Consider the following 24,856-nt stretch of genomic DNA (forward strand, 5'->3'; position numbering starts at 1 on the left):
TCCCTGCAAGAATACAGCAGATCCGGCGGTGATTTTTTGAGCAAGTCAACAGTTCGCAATAAAAGTATTCTTACTCGGCTGCATCCCTCCAAGTCGCTGGGGGTGCGGCTCTTTCTCGTGTTTTTCGTTGCGACGATGGGAATCGTTCTGTCTTTGGGCTATACATCCTATTCTGTTGCCAAACAAACTATCGAGAACAATGCGCTGTCCGCTAACCAGCAGACAGTCGAGCAAACCGCAGAGAAGCTTGATGTAACTCTGCTGCGCTTTGAAGATAATCTGGGCCAGCTGTTCTACAACAAGGATATTCAGCAGGCAGTCTCACAAGGGAGTGCTGCTGCCGCAGGTACTGCGAACCGCACGGAACAGGCCGGTCTGATCAGCGCTGAATTGAAGCACTGGCTCTCAGCGGTTTCAAATGTGCAAGCGGTTTATCTGATTCCGCTGAATGAAGCACTGCCTGCCGCGTCAGCGGGAGCTGTGGACAATGAATTCCTGGCGGGTATCCGCGGAGCTGCATGGTATAAGCAGCTGCAGGAGAAGCCGCAGAGCTTATGGATTACCGAGGCTCTGAAGCAAGGTGAAGCAGAAGGCGTGGTCCATTTCGCCAAATCAGTAGCGGGGGATGCCGGAAGCTTAGGGTACATAGCGGTCTGTGACATTAAGACAACGGAGCTGGCCAGCCAGCTCAGCAAAGTCGATCTAGGGATGGACTCTTATATCCAGCTGCTGACTACCAAAGATGAGATGATTGCCTCTTCCCAGCATCAGGAGACAGACACTTACTTACGCCTGGGCGGCACCCTGTTCAAGGGGCTCAGCGAGAGTTCGGGTTCGCTGCCGACCAAGGATGAGCAGGGCAAATCCATTCTTGCTGTATATGGTACGCTGGAAAGCTCGGGCTGGAGACTGCTTGGTGTTGTCCCTTCCGAGAATCTGATCAAGGATGCGGGAAGTATCCTTAATACGACTTACATTGCAGTGGCTGCCGCTGCCGTTGTCGCCATTCTCATTGGCCTCTGGATGGTACGGATGGTCTCCCGGCCGCTGTCGCGCCTGCGGGACCTCATGTTTAAGGGTGCAGAAGGTGACCTGCGTGTACGGACGAAGGTAGTCTCGCATGATGAAATTGGCCAGCTGTCCGGTTCCTTCAATATGATGATGGAACGGATCACAGAACTGGTTGTACATACTAACGAGACCGCCCGTGAAGTACTGGAGACAGCAGATGCCCTGGGCAATGCATCCCGTGAGACGGCTGTGGCCGCACAGGATATCGCTGCAGCAACTGAACAGATTGCCGGCGGGGCAGGAAATCTGGCGCTGGAGGCAGACCGCGGAAATGAAATGACCGCCCAGATCTCCGAGCGGATGGATGCGGTAATTGCTGCCGCCCAGGAGATTGGCGGGACCGCACATAGCGTGGAGCAGTCCAGCAGGGAAGGTGTCGTCAAGCTGCAGGAGCTGCTGGGCAGAACGCATGAGACCGGTGATATGACGGGTAAGCTCGTGATTAAGGTCAATGAACTCAAGGATACCACCTCGTCTGTCATCCGGGTGCTGGAGGTCATGCAGAACATTACCCAGCAGACCAATATTTTATCGCTTAATGCTACTATCGAAGCAGCACGGGCTGGCGAAGCAGGCAAAGGCTTCACCGTGGTCGCTGATGAAATCCGTCAGCTGGCTGAACAGTCCAAGCGTTCCATTGCAGTAGTGGCCGGGATTACCGATAGAATCATGAATGACATGCATGAGACCGTAGCCGCATTATCTGAGGTGGCTCCGTTATTTGGAGAACAGATGACGTATGTTCAGAACACCAGCGAGATCTTCGTCAGTGTACAGGGTCAAATGAATCATCTGATCACCCGGCTGGATTCCGTGTCAACATCCATTGACGGACTGAACCATTCGCAGAGAGTGCTGTCGGAGACGATAGGTAATGTCAGCTCATTCGCGGAAGAATCCTCCGCCGCCTCCGAGGAGGTTGCATCCCTCACCGGCGAGCAGGAGAGTGTGAGCGAATATCTGGTCAATCTCTCCGCCAAACTGGAGAACGCCTCGTCCAAGCTTAATGAACGATTGTCTAAATTTAGCGTGTAGCACGCTTCTGTGCTGCTCCTGCCGGGAATGTAGAGGCAGAACAGCCATTTTAACCGCTTTTCCTCCATGGAAAGGCGGTTTTTTGCCTTTTCGGTTGGGCATAATATAACCCAGAGTTCCGTAGCCCACTTGATGGAGGAATAACACTTGCAGAAGCTGATTCATAAACGTATATTTTGGAGTCTGCTGATTCTGTCTGTGCTCGTTGCAGGCTTGATCATCAGACTGGCCTGGGTTCAGCTGCTGCAGAAGAATCAGGCGGTAAGCGGAACAAGGTATACGATGGCACAAATGGCCGAAATTCAGAGTGAGCGGGAGACCGTGCTGGACAGCGGGCGGGGCCGGCTGTATGACAAGAACGGAGAACCGCTGGCCGGAGAGACTGTATGGACAGCGGTACTGTTTCCGCTGGAAGAGTCACTCCCGCTGCATACGGTTACCGGAGAGCCTGCCGGAGATAAGCAATTGCACCGTCTGGCAGAAATTCTAGGTGTCAGCTATGGCCAGCTGCAGGCGAAACGCACAGGACTTAAGGAACCGCTGCTCTGGCCCTCCGGCAAAGGGAACATTCCGCTGGCATTGTCGTTGTCACAGGCCCGGGAAGTGGAAGAGCTGGGGATTGAGGGGGTTAAAGCACTGCCCTTTGCCCGCAGATATGATGGCTCCGCTTCAGGACGGCAATGGCTCGGCTACTTGTCTGAAGCTTCGGGTGAAGCTCTCCGGCAATCACCGACAGGTCTGCGGATTCCACGGACAGGTACAGACGGGCTGGAGAAGACACTGGAGCCGCTGCTGCAGGGAGTGGGGCATACGGAGGCGGTTGCCCAGGTGGATGCCCGCGGCAACCGTGTTCCAGGCAGTCCGATTATAGTCAAGGCACCGGGTAATCCGTATTACCCGCTGTCGTTATATACCACGATTGATAAGAAGCTTCAGGAGCGCATTGAGCAGCTGGCGGCTGAAGCGGGGGTGAAGGAAGGCGCGGTTGTAGTCCTGGACAGCCAGAGCGGTGATATCGCCGCAATGGTATCCTTGCCATTCTACAATCCGGAGCAGGTCTCGCCTCAAGGGGGAGAATGGAACAACCGGGCGCTGCAGGCTGCGGTACCCGGATCCATCTTCAAGATTGTCACCGCAGCTGCTGCCCTGGAAGCCGGATTAACTTCACCGGAGGAACCGTTCTACTGTAAAGGGGAATACGGGAAGTACGGATTAACCTGCCTGAACGGCAAAGGACACGGCGCCCTTACGATGGCGCAAGGGTTCGCCGTGTCCTGTAATACCGTGTTCGCCACGCTTGCCGAGCGGCTTAGTGGAGCACAGCTTAATGCTGCTGCTCTGGCACTGGGCCTTGGCCGGGATATCGGCTGGCAGGCGGAGAATACGCTGGGTCTGCCGCTGCTCCGGCCGCTCTCCGGGGAGCAGACGGGGACGATCTTCACCACGCTGCTGCCGGATGATGGCGGGGCCAGGGTGCAGACCGCGATCGGCCAGCGCGATGTGCGGATTACGCCGCTGCAGGCGGCGAATCTCGTAGTCACGCTGCTGCATGGCGGCGAGGTTAGAGCGCCGCGTATTCTGCAGCGGGTTGCTTTTGCCAACGGGCAGACGCTTAAGGAGCTCCCGGGACATCTGGCCCCTGCCCCGCAGGGCAGAATATCCAAGGCAACCGCCCGCATGCTGCTGTCCATGATGCGTAAAGTGGTGACAGAAGGAACAGGCAAGACGCTGCAGGGCCTTGAATGGCCGGTTGCCGGCAAATCAGGTACAGCGCAGACGCTCGTCAAAGGCGTGGCCCGCAACAATCAATGGTTCATCGGCTATGGCCCGGCAGACCATCCAAGGTATGCTGTGTCCGTTGCTGTTGAGAACGTGGCTCCAAGCAGTCCGCAGGCAGCTGCCAAGTTATTCGGTCAAGTATTCGAGCTGTTGTCCGGGTCAGCGGGGGCCTGAGTCACTTCACTGTCTGCTGTACCAGCAGTATCACCCGAAACGGTACCTCCTGCTGTGGAGGGTCCGGAAGCGGCAAACGGAGACACGATGAACTCCTCCTGCGGCAGATAGATCCAGCGCTGCAGATACCCCTGCTGGATCAGCTCCTTGAGCAGGATCAGCAGGATCGGCGACAGAATAAGTCCGGCGATGCCAAATACGGAGGAAGACAGAATCACGAACGAGAGCATCAGGAAGGCGGAGGAGACGCCGATTGAATTTCCGGTGATTTTGGGCTCCAGCAGCTGTCTGATCACCATTACCACTGCCAGCAGAATGATTAGACCAATGGCAAGTGAGGTATTGCCGACAATGAACAAATAAATAATCCAGGGAATCAGAATTGCCGGTACTCCAAGAAGCGGCAGCAGGTCGAACAAGGCGCAGATCAGAGCCAGGGTAATGACATTTCCAGTCTGCAGGATCAGCAGTCCGGCGAGAACGATCACGAAGGTAATGCTGATCAGAATCAGCTGGGCTTTTAGATAAGAACCGATAGCCTTGAACACATTCCCCTGCAGGAAAGCGTAAGCCGTCTTAAAGGTCTTGGGCAGCTTGTCATGGGCGATCCGGCGCCAGTCCTTAATCTCCATACTGAGGAAAAAGGCCAGGATAATCGCAATGCCGAAATTAGCCATAAAGGAAGAGAAGGAGCCAAGCACACCGATCATATATTTAAAGAAGGTGACCATCCACGTCGAGAGAACATTAGTCGCATCAGTGAAATAACCGTTCAGTTTATCTGTGAGATCGGGCGGGAGCGCATCGATTTTTTGCTGGAGATAGGTGGTAGCCTCAGTAAAATGCTGCTGGACTATGTATGTATATCTGGGCAGATTTTCCTGGAATTGAATGACCTGAGTCGTAATCAGCAGTCCGGCAGCAAATAATGCGCCAAGCAGGATCACTAAGAAGAGTACCACGGAGATAGCGGAGGCGAAAGGCTTAGCCATTCCCTTGCGGTTCAGGAACCGGGCCAGCGGCTCAATCAGCAGGAAAACAAAAAAGGACAGGAACACAGGAGCGGCCAGCTGATACAGCTTACTGAATCCCAGCATCACGAGATATAGCGTCAGAATAACCAATCCGATGTCGAAAAAAGTGCGCCAATATTTTTTGTACAGCGGCAGCATAGAGATAAACGACTCCTTTTCTAGATAAATTTACAATATTCACTTCAATTCATTGTACACGATTTTAATAAAAAAGCGTCTATTTCTTTGGCAGCTGTGTTAAAATAGGGGGTAACGTTTTTTTTGAATGTACTACTTGTTGCCACAACGGTTATTGTCCTCTTGCAGGACAGCAGACGCTTCTACTTACTCTACTTGGCCGTATCACACGTAAGACGAGCCAAAGTCAACTCTGGAAAAGCGGGGAATTTACATGCAGACTTTGCTGCTCTGGCTATTTTACATCTCGACCTTTTATGCTTTTATTCCCGGAATGATCAGCCGTATATTTGGTTATCGCGTCTTTCGCAAAGGAATCGGGCGTACGGATTATGGCCTGACCTTCGATGATGGACCTGACCCGCATTATACACCGTTATTGCTGGATCTGCTTAAGCGTTATGGAGCTAAGGCGACATTCTTCGTGGTCGGTGCCCACGCTGAAGCGCATCCGGAGATTATTAAGCGTATGCACGATGAAGGGCATCTTATCGGAATTCACAATTATGTGCACAAGACGAATTGGCTGATGCGTCCGGCAACGGTGAGGAAGCAGATTCAGCGGACCGATGATATTATCTTCAAAATAACCGGCGAGCGCAGCACCTACTACCGTCCGCCGTGGGGAATTGTGAACCTGTTTGACTTCTCCAAGCGCCGTCAGGTGCAGATTGTACTATGGTCGGCCATGTTCGGCGACTGGAAGGAGAAGCTTGGAGCGGAACGCCTGACCGACAAGCTGATCTCCAAGCTGGATCCGGGTGAAGTCATGCTGTTGCATGACTGCGGTACAACGCTCGGTGCCGATCCGCATGCCCCTGAGCATATGCTGATTGCCCTGGAGCGGATGCTGCAGGAAGCGGATAGACGGGGGCTGCGAAGTATCCGGATTGATGAGATGATCAAGGCGGTGCAGAGCTCACCGATCACAAGGCTGTCTTTCGGCAAACGGTTGGTTGTCGGCTTATGGCTGGCCTGGGAACAGGTATTCCAGCTAATGTTCCAGATCAAGACGATCTCTCCGGCCGATCCGTTCCTGCATTACAGGCTGCGTAAATATCAGGGGAATCCCGTGCAGATGGATAACGGTGAGACATTAAGCAAAGGCGACAAGATCATTGAGCTGCATATCGACAACAGGCAGCTGTTCGAGCTGGGCATTCATTCCCGTTCGTCGGCACAGCTCGCGATCCGCATGATCCGCCGCATGGAGAAGGATCTGCCGGTGCTGGCGGAGCGGATTGCCGGTGATGTGGATCTGGCTGAAGCCAAGGCACTCTATGGTGTAAGCCTGCTGAACCGTGGGCCCGAGAAATTCGGGTTCATGGTTCTGGATCTGCCAAGCGGCCTGTTCGCAAGCTCTACCAAATTCTATCTCAGTATTCTGCTCAGCGTTATTCATCCGTCAGGCGGAGCGAGGCTTAAAGTCCGCAGTGAGCTGCTGGTACCCAAAATGATGCTGATGCCCGTGTCGCAGCTGCTTGATCAGATGAATCAGCAGCGGCCGCAGAAGCCGGTGAAGCAACGGGAACGTGTGCGGGAAGAGGAACGGTCGATTGAAGCTGAACTAGAACTGCCCGGAGCAACGGTTGTTCATTGAATTGCAGCAGGCTATTTAGCACTTATAAGTTGACATTTATCCGGATTGTAACCGAAGCTGTTTCCTATGCTCCGCTGGCCTGAATGGCTGGCGGGGCTTTTTATATATCCGGCAGCTATTCCCGCCGATATGTCCACTGCCTGCGGCGGAGATCCCAGATACCGTGACCGCTGTCAGATTCAAATTCCTGCACTAAATACAACATTCTGCTCATCAAAACCGCCATAATCCGGAATTGTTGTACAAAAGGCAGCATTTCGCCTTCTTTCGGCGGCTTAGCAGGAAGATTATTGTATTTCATACAACAATCCTTCTGAACAACCCTTTATCGGTGAATCAAAGTTGCAGAGCGTACAACATTTCCTAGCGACCAGCTACAGAGACCATTTGTGTGATCTCTGCTATCTGCGCCACCTGCATTAACGGGCCCTAATATGCAAAAAAAGAGCAGTCCCGCCGCATCTGCGGACGTGACTGCTCTTCCAGTTCATTCTTTATATCTCAGGCTGCGGCAGCCGGATCAGTGATTAGATCTTCAGCACGCCGCCCTTGCTTGCATTGGTAACCAGCTTGGAGTAACGGGCCAGGTAACCGGTCTTCACCTTCGGCTCGAAATCTTTCCAGCCGCTGCGGCGGACAGCCAGGACTTCTTCTTCAACCAGCAGCTCGATCTTGCGGTTGATCAGATCCAGTTCGATGATGTCGCCATCCTCGACAAAAGCAATCGGTCCGCCCTCAGCCGCTTCCGGCGAGATGTGGCCGATACTGATTCCGCGGGAAGCTCCGGAGAACCGTCCGTCGGTGATCAGGCCGACCTTGGCGCCAAGACCCATACCGACGATCTGCGAAGTCGGTGCCAGCATTTCCGGCATACCCGGTCCGCCCTTCGGACCTTCATACCGGATAACAACGACATGGCCTTCTTTGACCTTGCCGTTCGCGATCCCTTCCAGCGCCTGCTCCTGGGAGTCGAAGCAGATGGCAGGTCCTTTGTGGTAGCCGCCAACGGAAGCATCTACGGCACCAACCTTGATGATGGAGCCTTCCGGAGCCAGGTTGCCGTAGAGTACAGCCAATCCGCCTACTGGGGAATAAGGGTTGTCTATTGTATGAATAACTGACGTATCCTGAATCTCATGACCGGTGACATTCTCGGCCAAAGTCTTGCCGGTTACGGTCATGCAGTCGCCGAAGATGGCGCCCGGCTTCTTCAGCAGCTCGTTCAGCACAGCGCTGACGCCGCCCGCCCGGTCCACATCTTCGATGAAGATATCGGAGGCAGGAGCCAGCTTGGCCAGGTAAGGTACGCGGTTGGCTACTTCATTGATGCGCTCCAGCGGATAGTCGATTTCAGCTTCCTGAGCCAGTGCCAGGGTATGCAACACAGTGTTGGTGGAGCCGCCCATCGCCATATCCAGCGCAAAGGCATTGTCCAGTGATTCATGGGTTACGATATCACGCGGTTTCAGATCCAGCTTGATCAGCTCCATGAGTTGGGTAGCTGATTTGCGGACGAAATCTCTGCGTTCTTCCGCAACTGCCAGAATGGTGCCGTTGCCCGGGAGAGCAAGGCCCATAGCTTCAGCCAGACAGTTCATGGAATTGGCTGTGAACATACCCGAACATGATCCGCAGGTTGGACAGCCGAATTGTTCCAGTTCAAGCAGCTCAGCGTCATTGATCTTGCCGACCTGATGGGCGCCAACGCCTTCAAACACGGAAGTCAGAGATAGCTTCTTGCCTTTGCTGTCTACGCCGGCCTTCATCGGTCCGCCGCTGACGAAGATCGTCGGGATGTTGACGCGCAGTGCGCCCATCATCATACCCGGGGTGATTTTATCACAATTGGGAATGCAGACCATTCCATCGAACCAGTGAGCGGAAACCATCGTTTCCACAGAATCGGCTATGATCTCGCGGCTTGGCAATGAATAACGCATTCCGATATGTCCCATGGCAATGCCGTCATCTACGCCGATGGTATTGAATTCGAACGGAACCCCGCCGGCTTCACGGATGGCTTCCTTTACAATCTTGCCGAATTCCTGCAGATGCACATGACCCGGTACAATGTCGAGATAGGAATTGCAGACTGCGATAAACGGCTTGCCGAAATCCTCTTCCTTAACGCCGGCAGCACGCAGAAGACTGCGGTGTGGTGCGCGGTCAAAGCCCTTTTTGATCATGTCTGAACGCATTTTTTTGTTTGCCATGATGACATTTCCCCCTAAAAGTATTGTGAGCCTAACCTCTTGGAACGGTGAGAACAAATATAGTGCCGCATTAACGCATTGCAATCCCAAAAGCTGCGTGTCTGCGGTTTATAGAAGGAACAAGGTCCAGCTTCTTGCAGTAAACAGAAGTAGGGCGGAGCCGTTTCTATAAAAAACAAGCGGATTGGATACGAACGTTAATAGAGAGTCTATCACAAAAAACCTCATTTTTCTACCGGGCAATGTGAAGTTTGTCGCAGTCATCTCCCGGCAGACAGGTGGAAACGGCTACATCGATCATTAAAGGAAATTATACCAAAAAGCCTATCCCGGACAGGACAGGCTTCTACATATTAATAAGTGAAGAGGCTGTTTCAATAGCAATGATGCTAAAGTGAGCGTCTGATGGCAGCGCGCCGCAGCGAAATCACCCAGTCTACAGACGGCTCAACCAGCGGATTCAGCACGCGTTTGACCGCAGGCTGGGCCAGCAACAACGTGCAGGATACAGCGCAGACCAGAAGAACAGCGGCACCGGCAGCATTTCCGATATAGGCATACACGCCGGAGACGGCTGCCGCCCGGACAATGAAGCCGTGAAGCAGGAAGACGTACAGTGTGCGGCGTCCCAGGTCTGTCATCCGGCTTAACCCGTATGGAACCAGGCCAAGAAATGCCAGCGATGCGGCAAATTGCAAGCCATAGACAGCCAGCCTGAACACACCTGCATACCATTCATGAGCGCCAAGCTGCATATAGGTCATGCTTCCGTACAGCCAGCCGAGCGGGAGATAATGTCCGAGCACTCCCATTCCAACGAGCAGCAGGAGTGAAGCAGCGGCGGCAGCGGTTTTGACATATTGCTGGTACAGCTTGACGAAAGCTCCGAATGAGAAATGATACCCGATAACGAAAAATGGCAGATATACAAAGGTGCGGCTGATGCTGAACCAGATTCCATCCAGCTGCAGATAACCTACAGCCACACCTGCGGCAATGGCGAAGGCAAACTGGGCGCTCTTGCTCCAGCGGCTCATGCCCAGCATCAGCAGACGCCAGAAGGCGTGGCTGGCCAGGAACCACAGCAGCAGGTAAGGAGCGAAGAAGGAATAATGTATGTTGTTTACATGGAATACAGAAACGTCCAATGCTGAGTATAAGCTTTGAAAAATAATATATTGCAGTCCGATTTGCAGCAGCACCTTACGGCCGGCAGCGCCATTTAAGCTTTTACGGGCAAAGTAACCGGTCACGAGCACAAACAGCGGCATATGAAAACTGAAGATCCACTGGTACAGGGTGTGGAGTCCGCTCATTTCAAGAATCAGGGGTTCGATCGCATTGGCCACAAAGACAGTTACAATAAGCATGAAGCGCAAGTTAAGAAAAAAAGTTTCTCCACGCGTTTCGAGCGAGCTTTCCCGGGTCATGACGTTACCTCCAATAAATGCGGTTTGCGTGCGGTTTAATACTTTAATTTTAAAATACATGATTTCCGGTAAATAAATTGTGAAATACATCACAATGGTAAGCGCTCTCACGACAGGCAGATGTGGCGAAGTCTTGAAGGTTGTTTGATTTCAATGATTACACTATAATTTTCTGTATGCAGTACTCGGGAGTGAACTCTATTGAGAAGAAGGAATACCAAACGCTATGTGCTTATAGGAATTGTATTGATTCTGCTGGTGGCAGGGTTGTTTATATGGAAGTATCTGACTCCGTATAAGCCTGCTGAAAGAGCTGAATCGGCGCTTGTCTCTGCCGGGGGAGTTACCGTAGAGCAGAATGACAATTGGATCTCGTTTGAACCTTCGGTTGTGCTCGGCACCGGCGTAATCTTTTATCCCGGTGCATTGGTCGAGGCAGAAGCTTATGCTCCGCTTGCCAGAAAAATTGCAGCAGCCGGCCACCCGTTTTATATCGCCAGAATGCCGCTCAATCTGGCCGTGATCAAGGGAGATGCAGCTGAAGAGATTATCCGCGTGCATCCGAAGCAATCCTTTGTGCTTGGCGGGCACTCGCTTGGCGGGGTAATGGCCTCGCGCTTCGCCGCAGATCATGCCGACCAGCTGGAAGGCGTTTTTTTTCTGGCTTCCTATCCGGATGAGAAAGGCAGCCTGAAGGATACGACGCTGTCCGTATTGTCGGTGCTGGGTACGGAGGACAAGGTGGTTGATCAGGAGAGCTATAACGAAGGCCGGGCCTATCTTCCTGGCAACACTGTATATACGCCGGTCAACGGCGGCAATCATGCCCAGTTCGGCAGCTACGGCCCGCAAAAGGGTGACGGGACAGCCACTATCACAGAGGAAGAACAGCAGACACGCACTGCGCGGGCTATGCTGGATTGGATAGGCAATCTGCGCCAGAGCAAGTGAGGCCGGAATCACGAAGTAACGCCGCTGGCGGAGAGGAGAGTCTGAATGCCTGAATTGCATATTAATGAGCTTTCCGTTCCCTGCAGGGGCATCTTGTTCGACAAGGATGGAACGCTGCTGGATCTGCTTGCGACCTGGGGAAGCTGGGCCGATCTGATTCTCGAAGGGCTGGGCAGCCAACTGGCATTAATCGGCAACGGTCCGGGTTCAGGGACGGATCTTGCCGCAGTGTTGGGAACGGTTCATGATGCAAGCGGCAAGGTGACCGGGTATGATCCCGCCGGACCACTCTCCATGGCGACCGCCGAAGAAACGACCGGGATTCTGGCCTGGCAGCTGTATGCTGCCGGCGTTCCCTGGAATGAAGCGGTAACGGTGGTGAATGCGGTCTCCAAGGAAGCTATGAAAGAGCTGTGCCGGCGGAGGACGGCGGTAGCGATGCCCGGGCTGCATGCTTTTCTGGAGCAGTGTGCGGCCGCTTCCCTGAAACTCGGTGTAGTGACCTCAGACAATGCGGCCACTACCCGTGAGCAGTTGGAGTGGCTTGGGTTATCCGGGTATTTTCACTCCGTTGTCACCAGAGACAGAGTGAAGCACGGCAAGCCATCGCCAGAGATGGCTGAAACAGCCTGCCGGGAACTGGGACTGCTGCCTGGAGAAACGGTCATTATCGGTGACAGTAATGCGGATATGCAGCTGGGCAAAGGCGCAGGCCTGCGCCTCGCTGTGGGTCTGTCTCCAGACGGGGCCGCAGCCCACTTGCTGGATGCGGATATCGTTGTTTCCGGGTATGCGCAGCTCCGGTTAACTATCTGATTTCATTACGCACAGAGAGGAAACGTGTGGAGACTATGGATCAATTACAGCTACTGGCTTCCTGGATCAAAGAGAGCGGAAATATTGTTTTTTTCGGCGGAGCCGGAACATCAACAGAAAGCGGCATACCGGATTTCCGTTCGGCTGCCGGTCTTTACCAGACTCAGCACAACTCTCCTTATCCACCCGAAGTCATGCTGAGCCGCAGCTTTTTCATGTCCTCGCCGGACATTTTTTTTGATTTCTACCGCAGCAAGATGATTCATCCGGAGGCGAAGCCGAACGGGGCACATAAGCTGCTGGCTGACCTTGAAGCGAAAGGCAAGCTGAAGGCGGTTATAACACAGAATATCGATGGTCTGCACCAACTGGCGGGAAGCCGCAGGGTGCTGGAGCTGCACGGCTCGATTCACCGCAATCACTGCATGGACTGCAATACCTATTACGGTCTGGAGCAGATACTGGAGCAGACGGGTGCTGTGCCGGCCTGCCCGGAGTGCGGAGGCATCATCAAACCGGATGTGGTGCTCTATGAGGAAGCGCTTGATCACGATGTACTGGTCGAAGCAGTGGCGGCGATTGCGGCGGCGGATCTGCTGATTATTGGCGGCACTTCACTTACCGTACAACCGGCGGCGAGTCTGATCACCTATTTCCGCGGAAGGCATACGGTACTGCTTAACGGCGATCCGACCCCTTATGACCACCAGGCAGATCTGATTATTACGGACCGGATCGGCGATGTGATGGGCAGAATACAAGGGCTGCTCGGATGAGGATTCAAGCTTTTTCTCGTGAGAAGATTACAAAGTCTGTCCGGAGTTTAAATTAGGGTAATGCATTAACTGAGGAAACGAGAGGCAGGGATAAGCAATGGTATATGTGGCTAGCGATAAACGGTATGAAGTCATGCGTTACAACCGCACCGGCAGGTCGGGCCTCAAGCTTCCGGCAATTTCACTGGGCCTCTGGCATAATTTCGGCGGCATCGACACCTATGAGAATGGCCGCGAGATGATAACCCGCGCTTTCGATCTCGGTATTACCCATTTCGATCTGGCTAACAACTATGGCCCTCCGGCAGGCTCGGCAGAGGAACTGTTCGGCAAGGTTCTTGCCCGTGATCTGGCTCCGTACCGTGACGAGATGGTAATCTCCACCAAGGCGGGATATTATATGTGGCCCGGCCCTTACGGGGACTGGGGTTCACGCAAATATATACTGTCCAGCCTGGATCAGAGCCTGAAACGGCTGGGACTGGATTATGTGGATATTTTCTATTCCCACCGTCCGGACCCGGAAACACCGATGGAAGAAACCATGGGTGCACTGGATTATGCCGTACGTTCAGGCAAAGCGCTCTACATCGGCTTGTCCAACTATACCGCTGAGCAGACCGAACAGGCAATTGCAATCCTGAAGAAGCTCGGTACACCGCTTCTGATTCATCAGCCGCGGTATTCCATGCTCGACCGCTGGATTGAAGGAGGGCTGCAGGATGTGCTGGAGGAGCATGGCATCGGCAGTATCGCCTTTACCCCGCTGGCCCAGGGTCTCTTGACCAATAAATACCTGAACGGTATTCCCGGCGATTCACGGGCCGCCGGACCCTCCGCGTTCCTGAACGAGAGCCGGATTACGCCGGAGGTGCTGCGCAAGATCCACGCGCTCAACCAGATGGCGGTAGCCCGCGGCCAGAGCCTGGCCCAGTTCGCACTCCTATGGACGCTGCGCGGCGGCAAGGTGACCTCGGCGCTGATCGGTGCAAGCCGGGTAAGCCAAATTGAGGAGAATATCGCCGCTCTGACTCATGGCGAATTCACGCAGGAAGAGCTGGAACGGATTGAGACGATCCTTGGAACAGAGGATGAAGCCTGAGTAATTTATAGAATTGAGATGAACAGCCCGCTTCCTGAACAGGAGACGGGCTGTTGGCTTAAGCAGAGTTCTGGTAGAACGCCGGATGTTCTCCTGAGCCTATTTCGGCCCGGGATTCGCAGTCGCCTGCCGGTATGTGCTGGGTGATTGTGCACAGAAGCGTTTGAACTGCCGGGAGAAATAGAGGGCATCGGTCAGGCCGACGGAGGCTGCGACCTGCTCTACCGACAGCTCCGGGCGTTCGCGCAGCAGCTGGCGGGACTTCTCGATGCGCAGCTTCAGCAGATAGGTCACCGGCGAGAGGCCGGTCTCCTGCTTGAAGATGCGCGACAAATAAGCGCGGTTATAGCCCAGGCTGCCGCACATTTGTTCAATAGAGACCGGATGGGCATATTGGGAAGCCATATAGTTGATCATTTGCTTCACTGTACGTTTGACCTGGGACTCTGCCCCGGGCAACCTTGAGGAGGAGATCAGCAGGCCGGATGCTTCGCCTATGATCAGGTAAAGATATCCGAGCGAGGTCAGATGCGCGCTCTCCTTGCCCGCATAGAAGGCGGACATCATCCCGGCGAGTGCCCCCGGAATCAAACTGCCTTCAGCCGTGGTCAGGACCGGCTTCTCCGGAGTGAATCCGGCCTGCATGGCGAGCTGCTCCGCCTCCGTTCCGGTGAAGGCAGCCCAGCGGTAACGCCAGGGCTGCTGCTGATCCGAGATATAGCTGACCAGCTGGGCCGGGTGGATCAGGAAGCAGTCTCCAGCCCCCAGTTCATATTTGCGCTGCTCGGTCCGGAAAACACCGGAGCCGGACTCAATGTAGTGAAGCAGATAATAATCGTAGATTTTGGGACCGGCCTGATGCAGCGGAAGCGTCTGGCTCTCCCCGGCGAACAGCACATGCAGAGGCTGCTGATCGAAATACACAGGATTTGATCCTACGGAATAGGTATGTTCCAACGGGCATCCGCCTTTCTTGAATATAACGCTATCATAGCTTAACATGCGGGAAAGCGCAGAATTGAATCATTATCTCCAGTATATCTTCCCGGTAGCTGGAAGTCACATTTGTCCATACATTGCACACATGATTGCATTATCAGGGCAAGTCTGATTTTATTATAATGTAAGCATGAAGGAAGCAAGTTGCAAGCCCAAGCACAAGCAGCGAAAGGATGGAGTGGCAATAATGAGCGTACAGGAACTTAACAGTAAATTTATCGAGAAATATGGGGAGAGCAGCGAAGAGGCGCGGGTATTCTACGCACCGGGCCGTGTGAATCTCATCGGAGAGCATCTGGACTACAACGGCGGTTACGTGTTCCCGGCAGCACTGGACTTCGGAACCACACTTATCGTGCGTCCGCGTTCGGACGGCAAGGTTCAATTCGCATCGACGAATTTCCCTTATGAAGCCTCTATCGACTACAGCGAAATCGGCAAAGCCAAAACCGGCGAGTGGGTTGACTATCCGGTTGGTGTAATGGTGGAGCTGGCTAAGAAGGATCTTCCGGTATCCGGAGGTTACGACCTCTTGTTCCACGGTGAGATTCCGAACGGTTCGGGCTTGTCTTCTTCCGCTTCCATCGAAGTAGTAACAGGTTATGCCTTCCTGACACTGCTTGGCGGCGACACGGATACTGTAGAGATCGCTCTGCTGTCCCAGCGCGCGGAGAACCAGTATGTCGGCGTAAACTCCGGCATCATGGACCAGTTCGCTGTCGCCAACGGCAAACGCGATCAGGCGATCCTGCTGATGTGTGACACACTGGAATACAGCCTGGTACCTTTTGTGACCGGTTCTTATAAGCTGGTTATCGGCAATACGAACAAGAAACGCGGCCTGGTGGATTCCAAGTACAATGAGCGCCGCAGCCAATGCGAAGAGGCTCTGGCTATTTTGAAGCAAGAGGTGCCGACCTTGTCTTACCTGGCCGAGCTTAAACCTGAACAATTCGAGCTTCATCAGGATAAAATTACAGACGAAACCGTCAGACGCCGGGCCCGCCATGTGGTGGAAGAGAACCAGCGTGTGCTTGACTCGGTTGAAGTGCTCAAGAACAATGACCTGAAGCAATTCGGACTCTATATGAACGACTCCCATGTCTCCCTGCGTGACCTGTACGAAGTCAGCTGCGAAGAGCTGGACATCATGGTCGAAGAAGCACAGCGTATTCCGGGAACACTCGGCTCGCGGATGACAGGCGCCGGTTTCGGCGGCTGCACAGTATCTCTGGTGCATGAGGATGATGTGGAACGGTTCATTGCTGAAGTCGGCGAAGCTTACAAGAAGAGATCCGGCCTGACGGGCGAGTTCTATGTATGCACGATCGGCAACGGCGTGGAAGAACTGAAAGGAGTGAAATAAGATGGCGATTCTGGTAACGGGCGGAGCAGGATATATCGGTTCCCACACAGTGGCGGAGCTGCTGGACCGGGGCGAAGAGGTTGTAGTTATCGATAATCTGCTGACAGGGCACCGTGAGGCGCTGCTTGGCGGTAAGCTGTATGAGGGAGACCTGCGCGACAAGGCACTGCTGGCCAAGCTTTTCTCCGAGAACAAGATTGAAGCGGTAATCCATTTCGCAGCCAGCTCCCTGGTGGGCGAGAGCATGAAGGATCCGGTGAAATATTACGACAACAACGTGTACGGAACACAATGTCTTCTGGAAGCGATGCAGCATGCGGGAGTCGACAAAATCGTCTTTTCCTCCACCGCCGCAACCTACGGCGAACCGGAAAAGGTGCCGATCGAAGAAACCGACCGCACTGAACCTGCGAATGTCTACGGCGAAACCAAGCTGACCATGGAACGCATGATGGCCTGGTTCGACAAGGTGCTTGGCATCAAATATGTAGCGCTGCGCTACTTCAATGCTGCAGGTGCACATGCCAGCGGCAAGATCGGTGAAGACCACCGTCCGGAGAGCCACCTGATTCCGCTGGTACTTCAGGCTGCACTTAAGCAGCGGGAGAACATCGCGGTCTTCGGTGAAGACTACCCGACAGAAGACGGAACCTGCGTACGCGACTACATCCATGTCAGCGATCTGGCGGATGCGCATGTCCGTGCCGTAACCTACCTGCGCAGCGGCAGTGCAAGCAATATCTTCAACCTTGGCAACGGCCTGGGCTTCTCCGTGAAGCAGGTAATTGAGACTGCGAAGAAGGTAACCGGCCTGGACATCCCGGTTGTAATCCAGGAACGCCGCGCCGGCGATCCGGCAGTACTGGTCGCTTCTTCCGCCAAAGCCCGGACGATTCTGGGCTGGGACCCGCAGCATGCTGATCTGGAAGGCATCATCCAAAGCGCCTGGAACTGGCATTCCGCGAATCCGGAAGGATACGGCGGCTAAGCCTAGCTCGCAATTGATGATATTGTGGACGGATGAAAGGCAATTGGAATTGAAATAAAGCAATTTAGGTTGCAGCACATAAGGAGAATTGAAATGCAGAACGATAATATTACGGCTGGGGCCGGGGAGAAGGCGTTGTATGCGATTGAACAGCTGGTCCTGTTCGCGCAGCACAAGGAGCTGATTCAGCCCGCTGACGTTGATTACAGCCGCAATGAACTGCTTGACCAGTTCGGCTTCAGCGAGCCGTATGCCGGTGAGTTCACCGAAGACCCGCTTGAAAGTCCGCAGGCACCGCTCGATCAACTGATCGACTACGGGGTAGAGATCGGGCTGATCCCGGAGAATACGGATACGTACCGCGATCTGCTGGATGCCAAGATCATGGGCCTTCTGATGGCCCGTCCGTCCGAGGTGAATGCTGAATTCGCCGCGATTCAGGCGGAGCAGGGAATTCAGGCGGCTACCGACCGCTTTTATAAGCTCAGTATTGATTCCAACTATATCCGTATGGACCGTGTAGCCAAGAATGTATATTGGCTTCAGGAGTCGCCTTACGGGAATATTGAGATGACGATCAATCTCTCTAAGCCGGAGAAAAGCCCGAAGGAAATCGCCATGGCCCGGCTGCTTCCGCCGCCGGTCTATCCGAAATGCCAGCTCTGCCGCGAGAATGTCGGCTATGCCGGACGGGTCAATCACCCGCCGCGCCAGAACCTGCGCGTAATTCCTCTTGCGATGAACAATGAGAAATGGTTCTTCCAGTACTCGCCGTATGTGTACTATAACGAGCATTGTATCGTGTTCCACCATGATCATGTGCCGATGAAGCTGACGAAGGATACGCTGAAGCGTCTGCTCAGCTTTGTTGAATCCTTCCCGCATTATTTCATCGGCTCGAATGCAGATCTGCCGATTGTCGGCGGCTCAATTCTGACCCATGACCACTTCCAGGGCGGACGCCACACCTTCCCGATCCAGAAGGCGCCCAAGGAGGATAGCTTCACCCATGCTGCATATCCAGGCGTTAGCCTAAGCACTGTGAAATGGCCGATGTCTGTGCTGCGCATGCAAGGGGGAGATCCTGCCGTGCTGCTGGAAGCCGGCAACAGTATCTATGAAGCCTGGAAGACTTACAGCGATCCGGAGGCCGATGTGCTGGCTTTCAGTGAAGAGGCCGGGGAGAGCGTGCCGCATAACACGGTTACACCAATTGTCCGCCGGGCAGAAGACGGCGGCTATGAGATGGATCTGGTGCTGCGCAACAACCGGACCAGCGAAGAATATCCGGAAGGGATTTTTCACCCGCACCGGGAAATGCACCACATCAAGAAGGAGAACATCGGCCTGATTGAGGTTATGGGCCTGGCGATTCTGCCGGGACGCCTCAAGGAAGAGCTCGATGCTGTCGCTGGCGTTCTGGCCGGTGACACTGCGCTGCTCGAGGCCGTCCAGAGCCAGGGCGCTGATCATCCGCTCGCGCTTCATGCTGCCTGGATTGCGGAGCTGGCCGGCCGTTTCGGCACCTCCCTGAGCCGCGAGGAAGCGGTGAAGACGGTGCAGAACGAGGTAGGCACCAAGTTCACGCATATTCTGGAGCATGCGGGAGTATACAAACGCACACCGGAAGGCCAGGCGGCATTCCGCCGGTTCGTGAACAGCAGCGGGTTTAACTAAGACTGCTGTGTCTTGTAAATGAGATGTCCCTGCCGGAGTGTCGGCGGGGGCATTTTTTTATTGAGCGGTAAACTACGATGCAATGATGTGTCCGCCGGAAGTGGGCGGCAGGAGGGAATAAGGGGCAGAAGTGCCCCTGATTTCGCTGAAAGTGGGCGACGGGAGGAAATGAGGGGCAGAAGTGCCCCAGATTCCGCCGAAATCGGGCGATGGGAGGAAATGAAGGGCAGAAGTGCCCCTGATTCCGCCGAAAGTGGGCGTTATGGGGAAATTAAAGTGATAAATCCCTCTGATTCCGCCGAAAGTGGACGGCATGGGGAAAATAAAGGGATAAATCCCTCTGATTCCGCCGAAAGTGGGCAGCATGGGGGAAATTAAAGGGATAATGCTGTTAGTATTAATCGTGGACACCCGTTAAGAGAATAGGGATAATGAAATTAACGAGGAGGTGCCCACATGAGTGGAACACGGAGAAGCTACAATGAAGAATATAAAAAACAGACCGTAAAGTATATTCAGGAGCAAACCAAGACGGTGGCGGAACTCGCCCTGGAACTGGACATCCCCGCCAAAACCCTGCACCAATGGCTGGGGAAGTACCGGTCGTTTCAGAGTGAGCCCATAGCCACCCCAGACAAAGTCAGAGAGTTGGAACGTCAACTGAAGGAACGCGACCAACAGGTGGCAGACCTGACGGAGGAAATGGCCATCCTAAAAAAAGCAGTGCACATCTTCAGCAACCCAGTTTATAGAAGATCATCGCTCCGAGTTCCCAGTGGAGAAGATGTGCAACGTCTTTCAGGTATCACGGAGCGGTTATTACAAATGGAGAACAGCGAAGCCCAGCCCCCAAGCCGCCCGCAAAGCGTTACTGCTTAAGCGGATTACCTATCATTTTCACGACTCGCATGGTCGTTACGGTAGCCCCAAAATTAAGGTTCTCTTGAAGCGTGAGGGGTACAAGGTAAGCGAACGCACAGTAGGAAAGTACATGAGAGAACTGGGCCTGCGCTCCTGTGTCGCGAAGAGGTTTCGCGTACACACGACCGACTCTAACCATCCTTTGCCCATTGCCCCTAACTTGCTGAACCAGCAATTCCAAACCGAAAAGCCAAACCAGGCGTGGGTGGCAGATATTACTTACATTCCCTGTCGGGAAGGGCGGATGTACTTGGCGAGCGTGCTGGACCTATGCACCCGGGAGATCGTAGGCTGGCGGCTGGGCGACCGGATGACCACAGACCTCGTACAGGGCGCTCTAGACGATGCCTACCAAGCGAAACGCCCCGGGAAGGGCTTGATTCACCATTCGGATCGAGGCTCGCAGTATGCCTCTGCAGACTACCGGGGACGCCTGGAGAAGTACCAGATGACTGCAAGTATGAGCCGCAAAGGGAACTGTTATGATAACGCCTGTATCGAATCTTTTCACAGCCTCTTGAAAAAAGAGTTTGTGTACTGGACTCGATTTAAAACAAAGAAGCAGGCCTATGATTCCATCTACCAATACATTGAATTTTTCTACAACTGTAAACGAATCCATGGGGCACTGGGTTACGTATCTCCGGTTCAGTTTGCAGCAACATTTAAGCGGAAAACCGCTTAGGTTCACGTCTACTTTCTTGACAGAGGTCCATAAATCCCTCTGATCCCGCCGAAAGTGGGCGGAATGGGGAAATCAAAGGGATAAATCCCTCTGATCCCGCCGAAAGTGGGCGGTACGGGGAAAATAAAGGGATAAATCCCTCTGATTCCGCCGAAAGTGGACGACATGAGGAAAATAAAGGGATAAATCCCTCTGATTCCGCCGAAAGCGGGCGGCATGGGGAAATCAAAGGGATAAATCCCTCTGATTCCGCCGAAAGTGGACAGCATGGGGGAAATTAAAGGGATAAATCCCTCTGATTCCGCCGAAAGTGGGCGGTACGGGGAAAATAAAGGGATAAATCCCTTTGAATTTGTGCTAGGCAGGCGTTAAGGGAACGCCGTGTCTTTTAAACACGATACCGACCTTTTGCCCCTTCTTCGCAGCCATTTGAATGCGGCAAGCCGGAGGTCTATAATATACAAGTGCGTCACATTCATATACTCATGGAGGTTTACCCATATGCGTAAGTTTGAGTTTTACAACCCTACCAAGCTGATTTTTGGACAAGGGACATTGCAGGCACTCCGCACCGAAGTGCCGAAATACGGCAAGAACGTGCTGCTGATGTACGGCGGCGGCAGCATCAAGCGTAGCGGCCTGTACGACAACGTAATTGCTGAGCTGAATGCCATCGGCGCTGTAGTTACTGAACTGGCCGGAGTTGAGCCTAACCCGCGTCTGTCCACCGTACATAAAGGCGTGGATTTATGCCGCGAGAACGGGATCGAACTGATCCTCGCCGTCGGCGGCGGCAGTGTGCTGGATTGTGCCAAGGCTGTAGCTGTCGGTGCGAAATATGATGGAGATATGTGGGACTTCGTGGAGCGCAAAGCGGCACCGCAAGGAGCGCTTCCGCTTGGTACAGTGCTGACTATGGCCGCTACCGGTTCGGAGATGAACAACGGCTCGGTAATTACGAATGAAGTGACCAAGGAAAAAATGGGCTGGGGCAGCGTGCATGCCTATCCGGCCTTCTCGATTCTTGATCCTGAGAACACCTTCTCCCTGCCGCGTGACCAGACGGTCTACGGCATGGTGGACATCATGTCCCATACGCTGGAGCATTATTTTCACACAGACGGCAATACGCTGGTACAGGACGGCTTCTGCGAGACTCTGCTTCGTACAGTGATTGAGACTGCGCCGAAGCTGATCGAAGATTTGAACAACTATGAATTGCGCGAGACTATTATGTACTGCGGCACCATGGCACTGAACGGTATGGTCAGCATGGGCTTTGCCGGAGACTGGGCGACGCACAATATTGAGCATGCCGTATCCGCAGTGTACGATATTCCGCATGGCGGCGGATTGGCCATTCTGTTCCCGCAATGGATGAAATACAATCTTAGCGCGAATCCTGCCCGTTTCCGCCAATTGGCGGTGAACGTATTCGGGATTGATCCGGCTGGCAGAACCGATGAAGAAGTCGGCCTTGAAGGCATCGAAGCGCTTCGCAGCTTCTGGGATTCCATCGGAGCTCCGAAGACGCTCGGCGATTATGACATCGATGACAGCGAAATCGGCAATATGGCTGACAAGGCCGTGCGTTTCGGCCCGTTCGGCAACTTCCGCAAGCTGCAGCGTGAGGATGTTGTAGAAATCTACAAGCTGGCGCTGTAAGCCAGCCAGCCGCGTATAACGTACCAGCAGCGTATAACACGTTTGCTGCACAAATTATTCAGCCGCTCCCGTTCGCAGGGGCGGCTTTTTCATTTGAACAGCTGCTAAAAAATTCTCTCCAGTGATACAATAATGAGATTAATACCCAAGTTTGTGAAACCAAGGACATGGTTTCTGCGTTTATACTAGTATGACAGTCCGGAAGTAAAGACGGGAGGAGACAAACATGCAAACGCTGTATTTGGGCTGTTTGGCGCTGGGTATTATCTTTGCCGTGGTCAGCGTACTTGTAGGCGACCTGATCGGAGGCGCTCTGCACGGGGTTTTTGACTTCGTATCCTTTGATTTCCTCAATCCTGCCATATTGGCAGGAGGTGTGACGGTGTTCGGCGGAGCGGGGGTGCTGCTCAGCCGCTACAGCGGACTGGAAGATGGCGCAATTCTTGCCTTGTCCCTGCTGATTGCGGCGTTTATGGGTGTGGTGCTGCATCTTGTTGTAGTGAAGCCGATGAAGAACAGCGAAATGTCGAACGGGTTCTCCATGAACGATCTGCCGGGAAGAATCGGCGAGGTTATGGTTCCGGTTCCAGCAGCAGGCTATGGTGAGATTATGGTGAAATTCGGTGCAGGCAACAGTCTGCATACCGCAGCCAGCTTCGAACAGCATCCGCTGCCGGCCGGTATTAAAGTTGTGGTGGTAGAGGTCAGGGAGGGCGTAGCCCTTGTGTCAGAATTCGAAGACAGAAGAGGAGTGGATTCTTAATGTTCGGTATTCCTGATTTTTTGTTTATTCCCGCAGTCGTTGTGGCTGTATTATTTGTACTGGGGATTGCATTCTGGGCCCGTTACAAAACGGTAGGGCCTGATGAAGGCATGATCGTCACCGGTTCCTTCCTGGGAAGTAATCACATCTCAGATGACGGCTCCGGCCGCAAAATCAAAATCGTCCGCGGCGGCGGTGCCTTCATCCTGCCGGTCTTCCAGAAGGCAGAATTCATGTCCCTGCTCTCTCACAAGCTAGACGTGACGACCCCTGAGGTCTACACCGAGCAGGGGGTTCCGGTTATTGCCGATGGAGTGGCGATCATCAAGGTAGGGAGTTCCACCGAGGATGTGGCGACGGCAGCCGAGCAGTTCATGGGCAAGCCGATTGAGGCACTGAAGAGCGAGGCCCAGGAAGTGCTCGAAGGCCATCTGCGGGCGATTCTCGGCTCGATGACTGTTGAAGAGGTCTACCGTAACCGGGACCGCTTCGCTCAGGAGGTTCAGGGCGTGGCGGCCCGTGATTTGAAGAAAATGGGGCTGCAGATCGTCTCGTTCACCATTAAGGATGTACGTGATAAGCACGGCTATCTGGAAGCTCTCGGTAAACCGCGGATTGCCGCAGTGAAGCGGGATGCAGAGATTGCCGAAGCCGAAGCTGTGCGTGACGCGCGGATTCAGAAGGCCAATGCCGAAGAGCAGGGGCAGAAGGCGGAGCTGCTGCGTGATACCAACATCGCCGAAGCCTCGAAGGAGAACCAGCTGAAGGTAGCTGCCTTCAAACGCGATCAGGATACCGCCAAAGCGGAAGCTGACCAGGCGTACCATATCCAGGAGGCGCGTGCCAAGCAGACAGTGGTTGAAGAGCAGATGAAGGTTGAACTGGTCCGAAAGGAACGTGAAATTGACCTCCAGGCCAAGGAGATCCAGGTGCGCGAGAAGCAGTATGACGCTGAAGTGAAGAAGAAAGCGGAAGCTGACCGTTACGCGGTAGAGCAGGCGGCGGAAGCCGACAAGGCCAAGCGGATGCGTGAAGCAGATGCGCTGCAGTACAGTATTGAGACTCAGGCTAAAGCAACCTCCGAGCAGAAACGTCTGGAAGGGCAAGCGGTTGCCGATGCCGAGCTGGCCAAAGGTAAAGCGGAAGCGGAAGTTATCCGCCTGCGCGGTCTGGCCGAAGCGGAAGCCAAGGAGAAGCTGGCGGAAGCGTTCCAGAAATTCGGCGAAGCGGCGGTGCTCGATATTATCGTCAAAATGCTGCCGGAGCTGGCCGGAAAGATCGCCGAGCCGCTGGCTTCTATCGACAAGCTGACTGTAGTGGATACCGGCAACGGTGAAGGTGCGGCCCGGGTCAGCAATTATGTGACCCAGCTGATGGCGACAGCCCCTGAGATGCTGAAAAGCGTGTCCGGCATTGATGTCGAGGCACTTATCAAAGGACTGACCAAGACCAAAGGCAAGCCGGAGCTGTCAGCAGCTGCCGAGTATACCGGAACGCCAGTAACCGCGCTCCCGGGCAAACCGAAACCGGCCGTAATACCACCGGCCGCCCCGGTTGAACAGCCAGAGGAATAATAGCGAATTACCGAGGTATGGCCGGCACGTTTAACCGCCTGTCATACCTTTTTTATAGAT

The 24,856-nt window shown here is 53.9% G+C and carries 20 protein-coding genes; 15 read left to right on the forward strand and 5 right to left on the reverse strand.

Going from position 1 to position 24,856, the window contains the following annotated elements:
* Nucleotides 1–36: 36 nt before the first annotated feature.
* Complete coding sequence (locus PBOR_RS09640; protein WP_157764005.1) at nt 37–2,106, forward strand: methyl-accepting chemotaxis protein; 2,070 nt, start codon at nt 37–39, stop codon at nt 2,104–2,106.
* Nucleotides 2,107–2,253: 147 nt separating this feature from the next.
* On the forward strand, nt 2,254–4,059 hold the full coding sequence (locus PBOR_RS09645; protein ID WP_042211480.1) for a peptidoglycan D,D-transpeptidase FtsI family protein: 1,806 nt from the start codon (nt 2,254–2,256) through the stop codon (nt 4,057–4,059).
* Here PBOR_RS09645 and PBOR_RS09650 read toward each other — a convergent pair.
* Nucleotides 4,020–5,231 carry an AI-2E family transporter gene (locus PBOR_RS09650; RefSeq protein WP_042211481.1) on the reverse strand — a complete coding sequence of 404 codons (1,212 nt, stop codon included), beginning with the start codon at nt 5,229–5,231 and terminating at the stop codon, nt 4,020–4,022. The two genes, PBOR_RS09645 and PBOR_RS09650, sit on opposite strands and share 40 nt — an antisense overlap.
* Before the next feature lie 253 nt (nt 5,232–5,484).
* Here PBOR_RS09650 and PBOR_RS09655 point away from each other — a divergent pair, with 253 nt between their 5' ends.
* Nucleotides 5,485–6,870: a polysaccharide deacetylase family protein gene (locus PBOR_RS09655; RefSeq protein ID WP_042211482.1), complete on the forward strand. Its 1,386-nt coding sequence runs from the start codon at nt 5,485–5,487 to the stop codon at nt 6,868–6,870.
* Between the two features lie 115 nt (nt 6,871–6,985).
* Here the strand turns inward: PBOR_RS09655 and PBOR_RS09660 are convergent, their stop codons facing one another.
* From PBOR_RS09660 to PBOR_RS09670, 3 genes are all read right to left on the reverse strand, one after another.
* Nucleotides 6,986–7,171: a hypothetical protein gene (locus PBOR_RS09660; RefSeq protein ID WP_042211483.1), complete on the reverse strand. Its 186-nt coding sequence runs from the start codon at nt 7,169–7,171 to the stop codon at nt 6,986–6,988.
* Nucleotides 7,172–7,397: 226 nt separating this feature from the next.
* Nucleotides 7,398–9,083: a dihydroxy-acid dehydratase gene (gene ilvD / locus PBOR_RS09665; RefSeq protein WP_042211484.1), complete on the reverse strand. Its 1,686-nt coding sequence runs from the start codon at nt 9,081–9,083 to the stop codon at nt 7,398–7,400.
* A gap of 389 nt (nt 9,084–9,472) precedes the next feature.
* Nucleotides 9,473–10,453, reverse strand: coding sequence for an acyltransferase family protein (locus tag PBOR_RS09670; RefSeq protein WP_245648105.1), 981 nt, complete (start codon nt 10,451–10,453; stop codon nt 9,473–9,475).
* 261 nt (nt 10,454–10,714) lie between these two features.
* Here PBOR_RS09670 and PBOR_RS09675 point away from each other — a divergent pair, with 261 nt between their 5' ends.
* From PBOR_RS09675 to mgrA, 4 genes are all read left to right on the forward strand, one after another.
* Entirely contained in the window at nt 10,715–11,464 is a 750-nt protein-coding gene (locus PBOR_RS09675; protein ID WP_042211486.1) for an alpha/beta hydrolase, read from the forward strand.
* A 45-nt stretch (nt 11,465–11,509) separates the two neighbouring features.
* The gene (locus PBOR_RS09680) at nt 11,510–12,280 is read left to right on the forward strand and encodes an HAD family hydrolase (RefSeq protein ID WP_042211487.1); all 771 of its coding nucleotides are present in this window, start codon (nt 11,510–11,512) and stop codon (nt 12,278–12,280) included.
* A 35-nt stretch (nt 12,281–12,315) separates the two neighbouring features.
* The gene (locus PBOR_RS09685; protein ID WP_081971978.1) at nt 12,316–13,056 is read left to right on the forward strand and encodes an NAD-dependent protein deacylase; all 741 of its coding nucleotides are present in this window, start codon (nt 12,316–12,318) and stop codon (nt 13,054–13,056) included.
* 97 nt (nt 13,057–13,153) lie between these two features.
* Nucleotides 13,154–14,158 (forward strand): L-glyceraldehyde 3-phosphate reductase, encoded by a 1,005-nt coding sequence (mgrA, locus tag PBOR_RS09690; protein WP_042211489.1) that lies wholly within the window; start codon nt 13,154–13,156, stop codon nt 14,156–14,158.
* Between the two features lie 99 nt (nt 14,159–14,257).
* Here the strand turns inward: mgrA and PBOR_RS09695 are convergent, their stop codons facing one another.
* Nucleotides 14,258–15,115, reverse strand: coding sequence for an AraC family transcriptional regulator (locus tag PBOR_RS09695; protein WP_245648106.1), 858 nt, complete (start codon nt 15,113–15,115; stop codon nt 14,258–14,260).
* A 229-nt stretch (nt 15,116–15,344) separates the two neighbouring features.
* Here PBOR_RS09695 and PBOR_RS09700 point away from each other — a divergent pair, with 229 nt between their 5' ends.
* The 8 genes from PBOR_RS09700 to PBOR_RS09745 all read left to right on the forward strand — a co-directional run bounded on the left by PBOR_RS09700 (nt 15,345) and on the right by PBOR_RS09745 (nt 24,796).
* The gene (locus PBOR_RS09700) at nt 15,345–16,523 is read left to right on the forward strand and encodes a galactokinase (protein WP_042211491.1); all 1,179 of its coding nucleotides are present in this window, start codon (nt 15,345–15,347) and stop codon (nt 16,521–16,523) included.
* Between the two features lies 1 nt (nt 16,524).
* The gene (gene galE / locus PBOR_RS09705; RefSeq protein WP_042135011.1) at nt 16,525–17,511 is read left to right on the forward strand and encodes a UDP-glucose 4-epimerase GalE; all 987 of its coding nucleotides are present in this window, start codon (nt 16,525–16,527) and stop codon (nt 17,509–17,511) included.
* Between the two features lie 93 nt (nt 17,512–17,604).
* A complete protein-coding gene (locus tag PBOR_RS09710) occupies nt 17,605–19,188 on the forward strand; it encodes a UDP-glucose--hexose-1-phosphate uridylyltransferase (RefSeq protein ID WP_042211492.1) in 1,584 nt (527 codons plus the stop codon).
* A 456-nt stretch (nt 19,189–19,644) separates the two neighbouring features.
* On the forward strand, nt 19,645–20,067 hold the full coding sequence (locus PBOR_RS09720; RefSeq protein WP_245648107.1) for a transposase: 423 nt from the start codon (nt 19,645–19,647) through the stop codon (nt 20,065–20,067).
* Nucleotides 19,973–20,794: an IS3 family transposase gene (locus tag PBOR_RS09725; protein ID WP_042211494.1), complete on the forward strand. Its 822-nt coding sequence runs from the start codon at nt 19,973–19,975 to the stop codon at nt 20,792–20,794. The genes PBOR_RS09720 and PBOR_RS09725 overlap by 95 nt, the downstream gene beginning before the upstream one ends.
* 501 nt (nt 20,795–21,295) lie before the next feature.
* Nucleotides 21,296–22,459, forward strand: coding sequence for an iron-containing alcohol dehydrogenase (locus tag PBOR_RS09735; protein ID WP_042211496.1), 1,164 nt, complete (start codon nt 21,296–21,298; stop codon nt 22,457–22,459).
* Nucleotides 22,460–22,685: 226 nt separating this feature from the next.
* Nucleotides 22,686–23,222, forward strand: coding sequence for an NfeD family membrane protein (locus PBOR_RS09740; RefSeq protein ID WP_042211497.1), 537 nt, complete (start codon nt 22,686–22,688; stop codon nt 23,220–23,222).
* Nucleotides 23,222–24,796 (forward strand): flotillin lipid rafts scaffold protein FloT, encoded by a 1,575-nt coding sequence (locus PBOR_RS09745; protein ID WP_042211498.1) that lies wholly within the window; start codon nt 23,222–23,224, stop codon nt 24,794–24,796. The genes PBOR_RS09740 and PBOR_RS09745 overlap by 1 nt, the downstream gene beginning before the upstream one ends.
* Nucleotides 24,797–24,856 lie beyond the last annotated feature (60 nt).

The sequence above is a fragment of the Paenibacillus borealis genome (assembly GCF_000758665.1).
Classification (GTDB): Bacteria; Bacillota; Bacilli; order Paenibacillales; family Paenibacillaceae; genus Paenibacillus_AQ; species Paenibacillus_AQ borealis.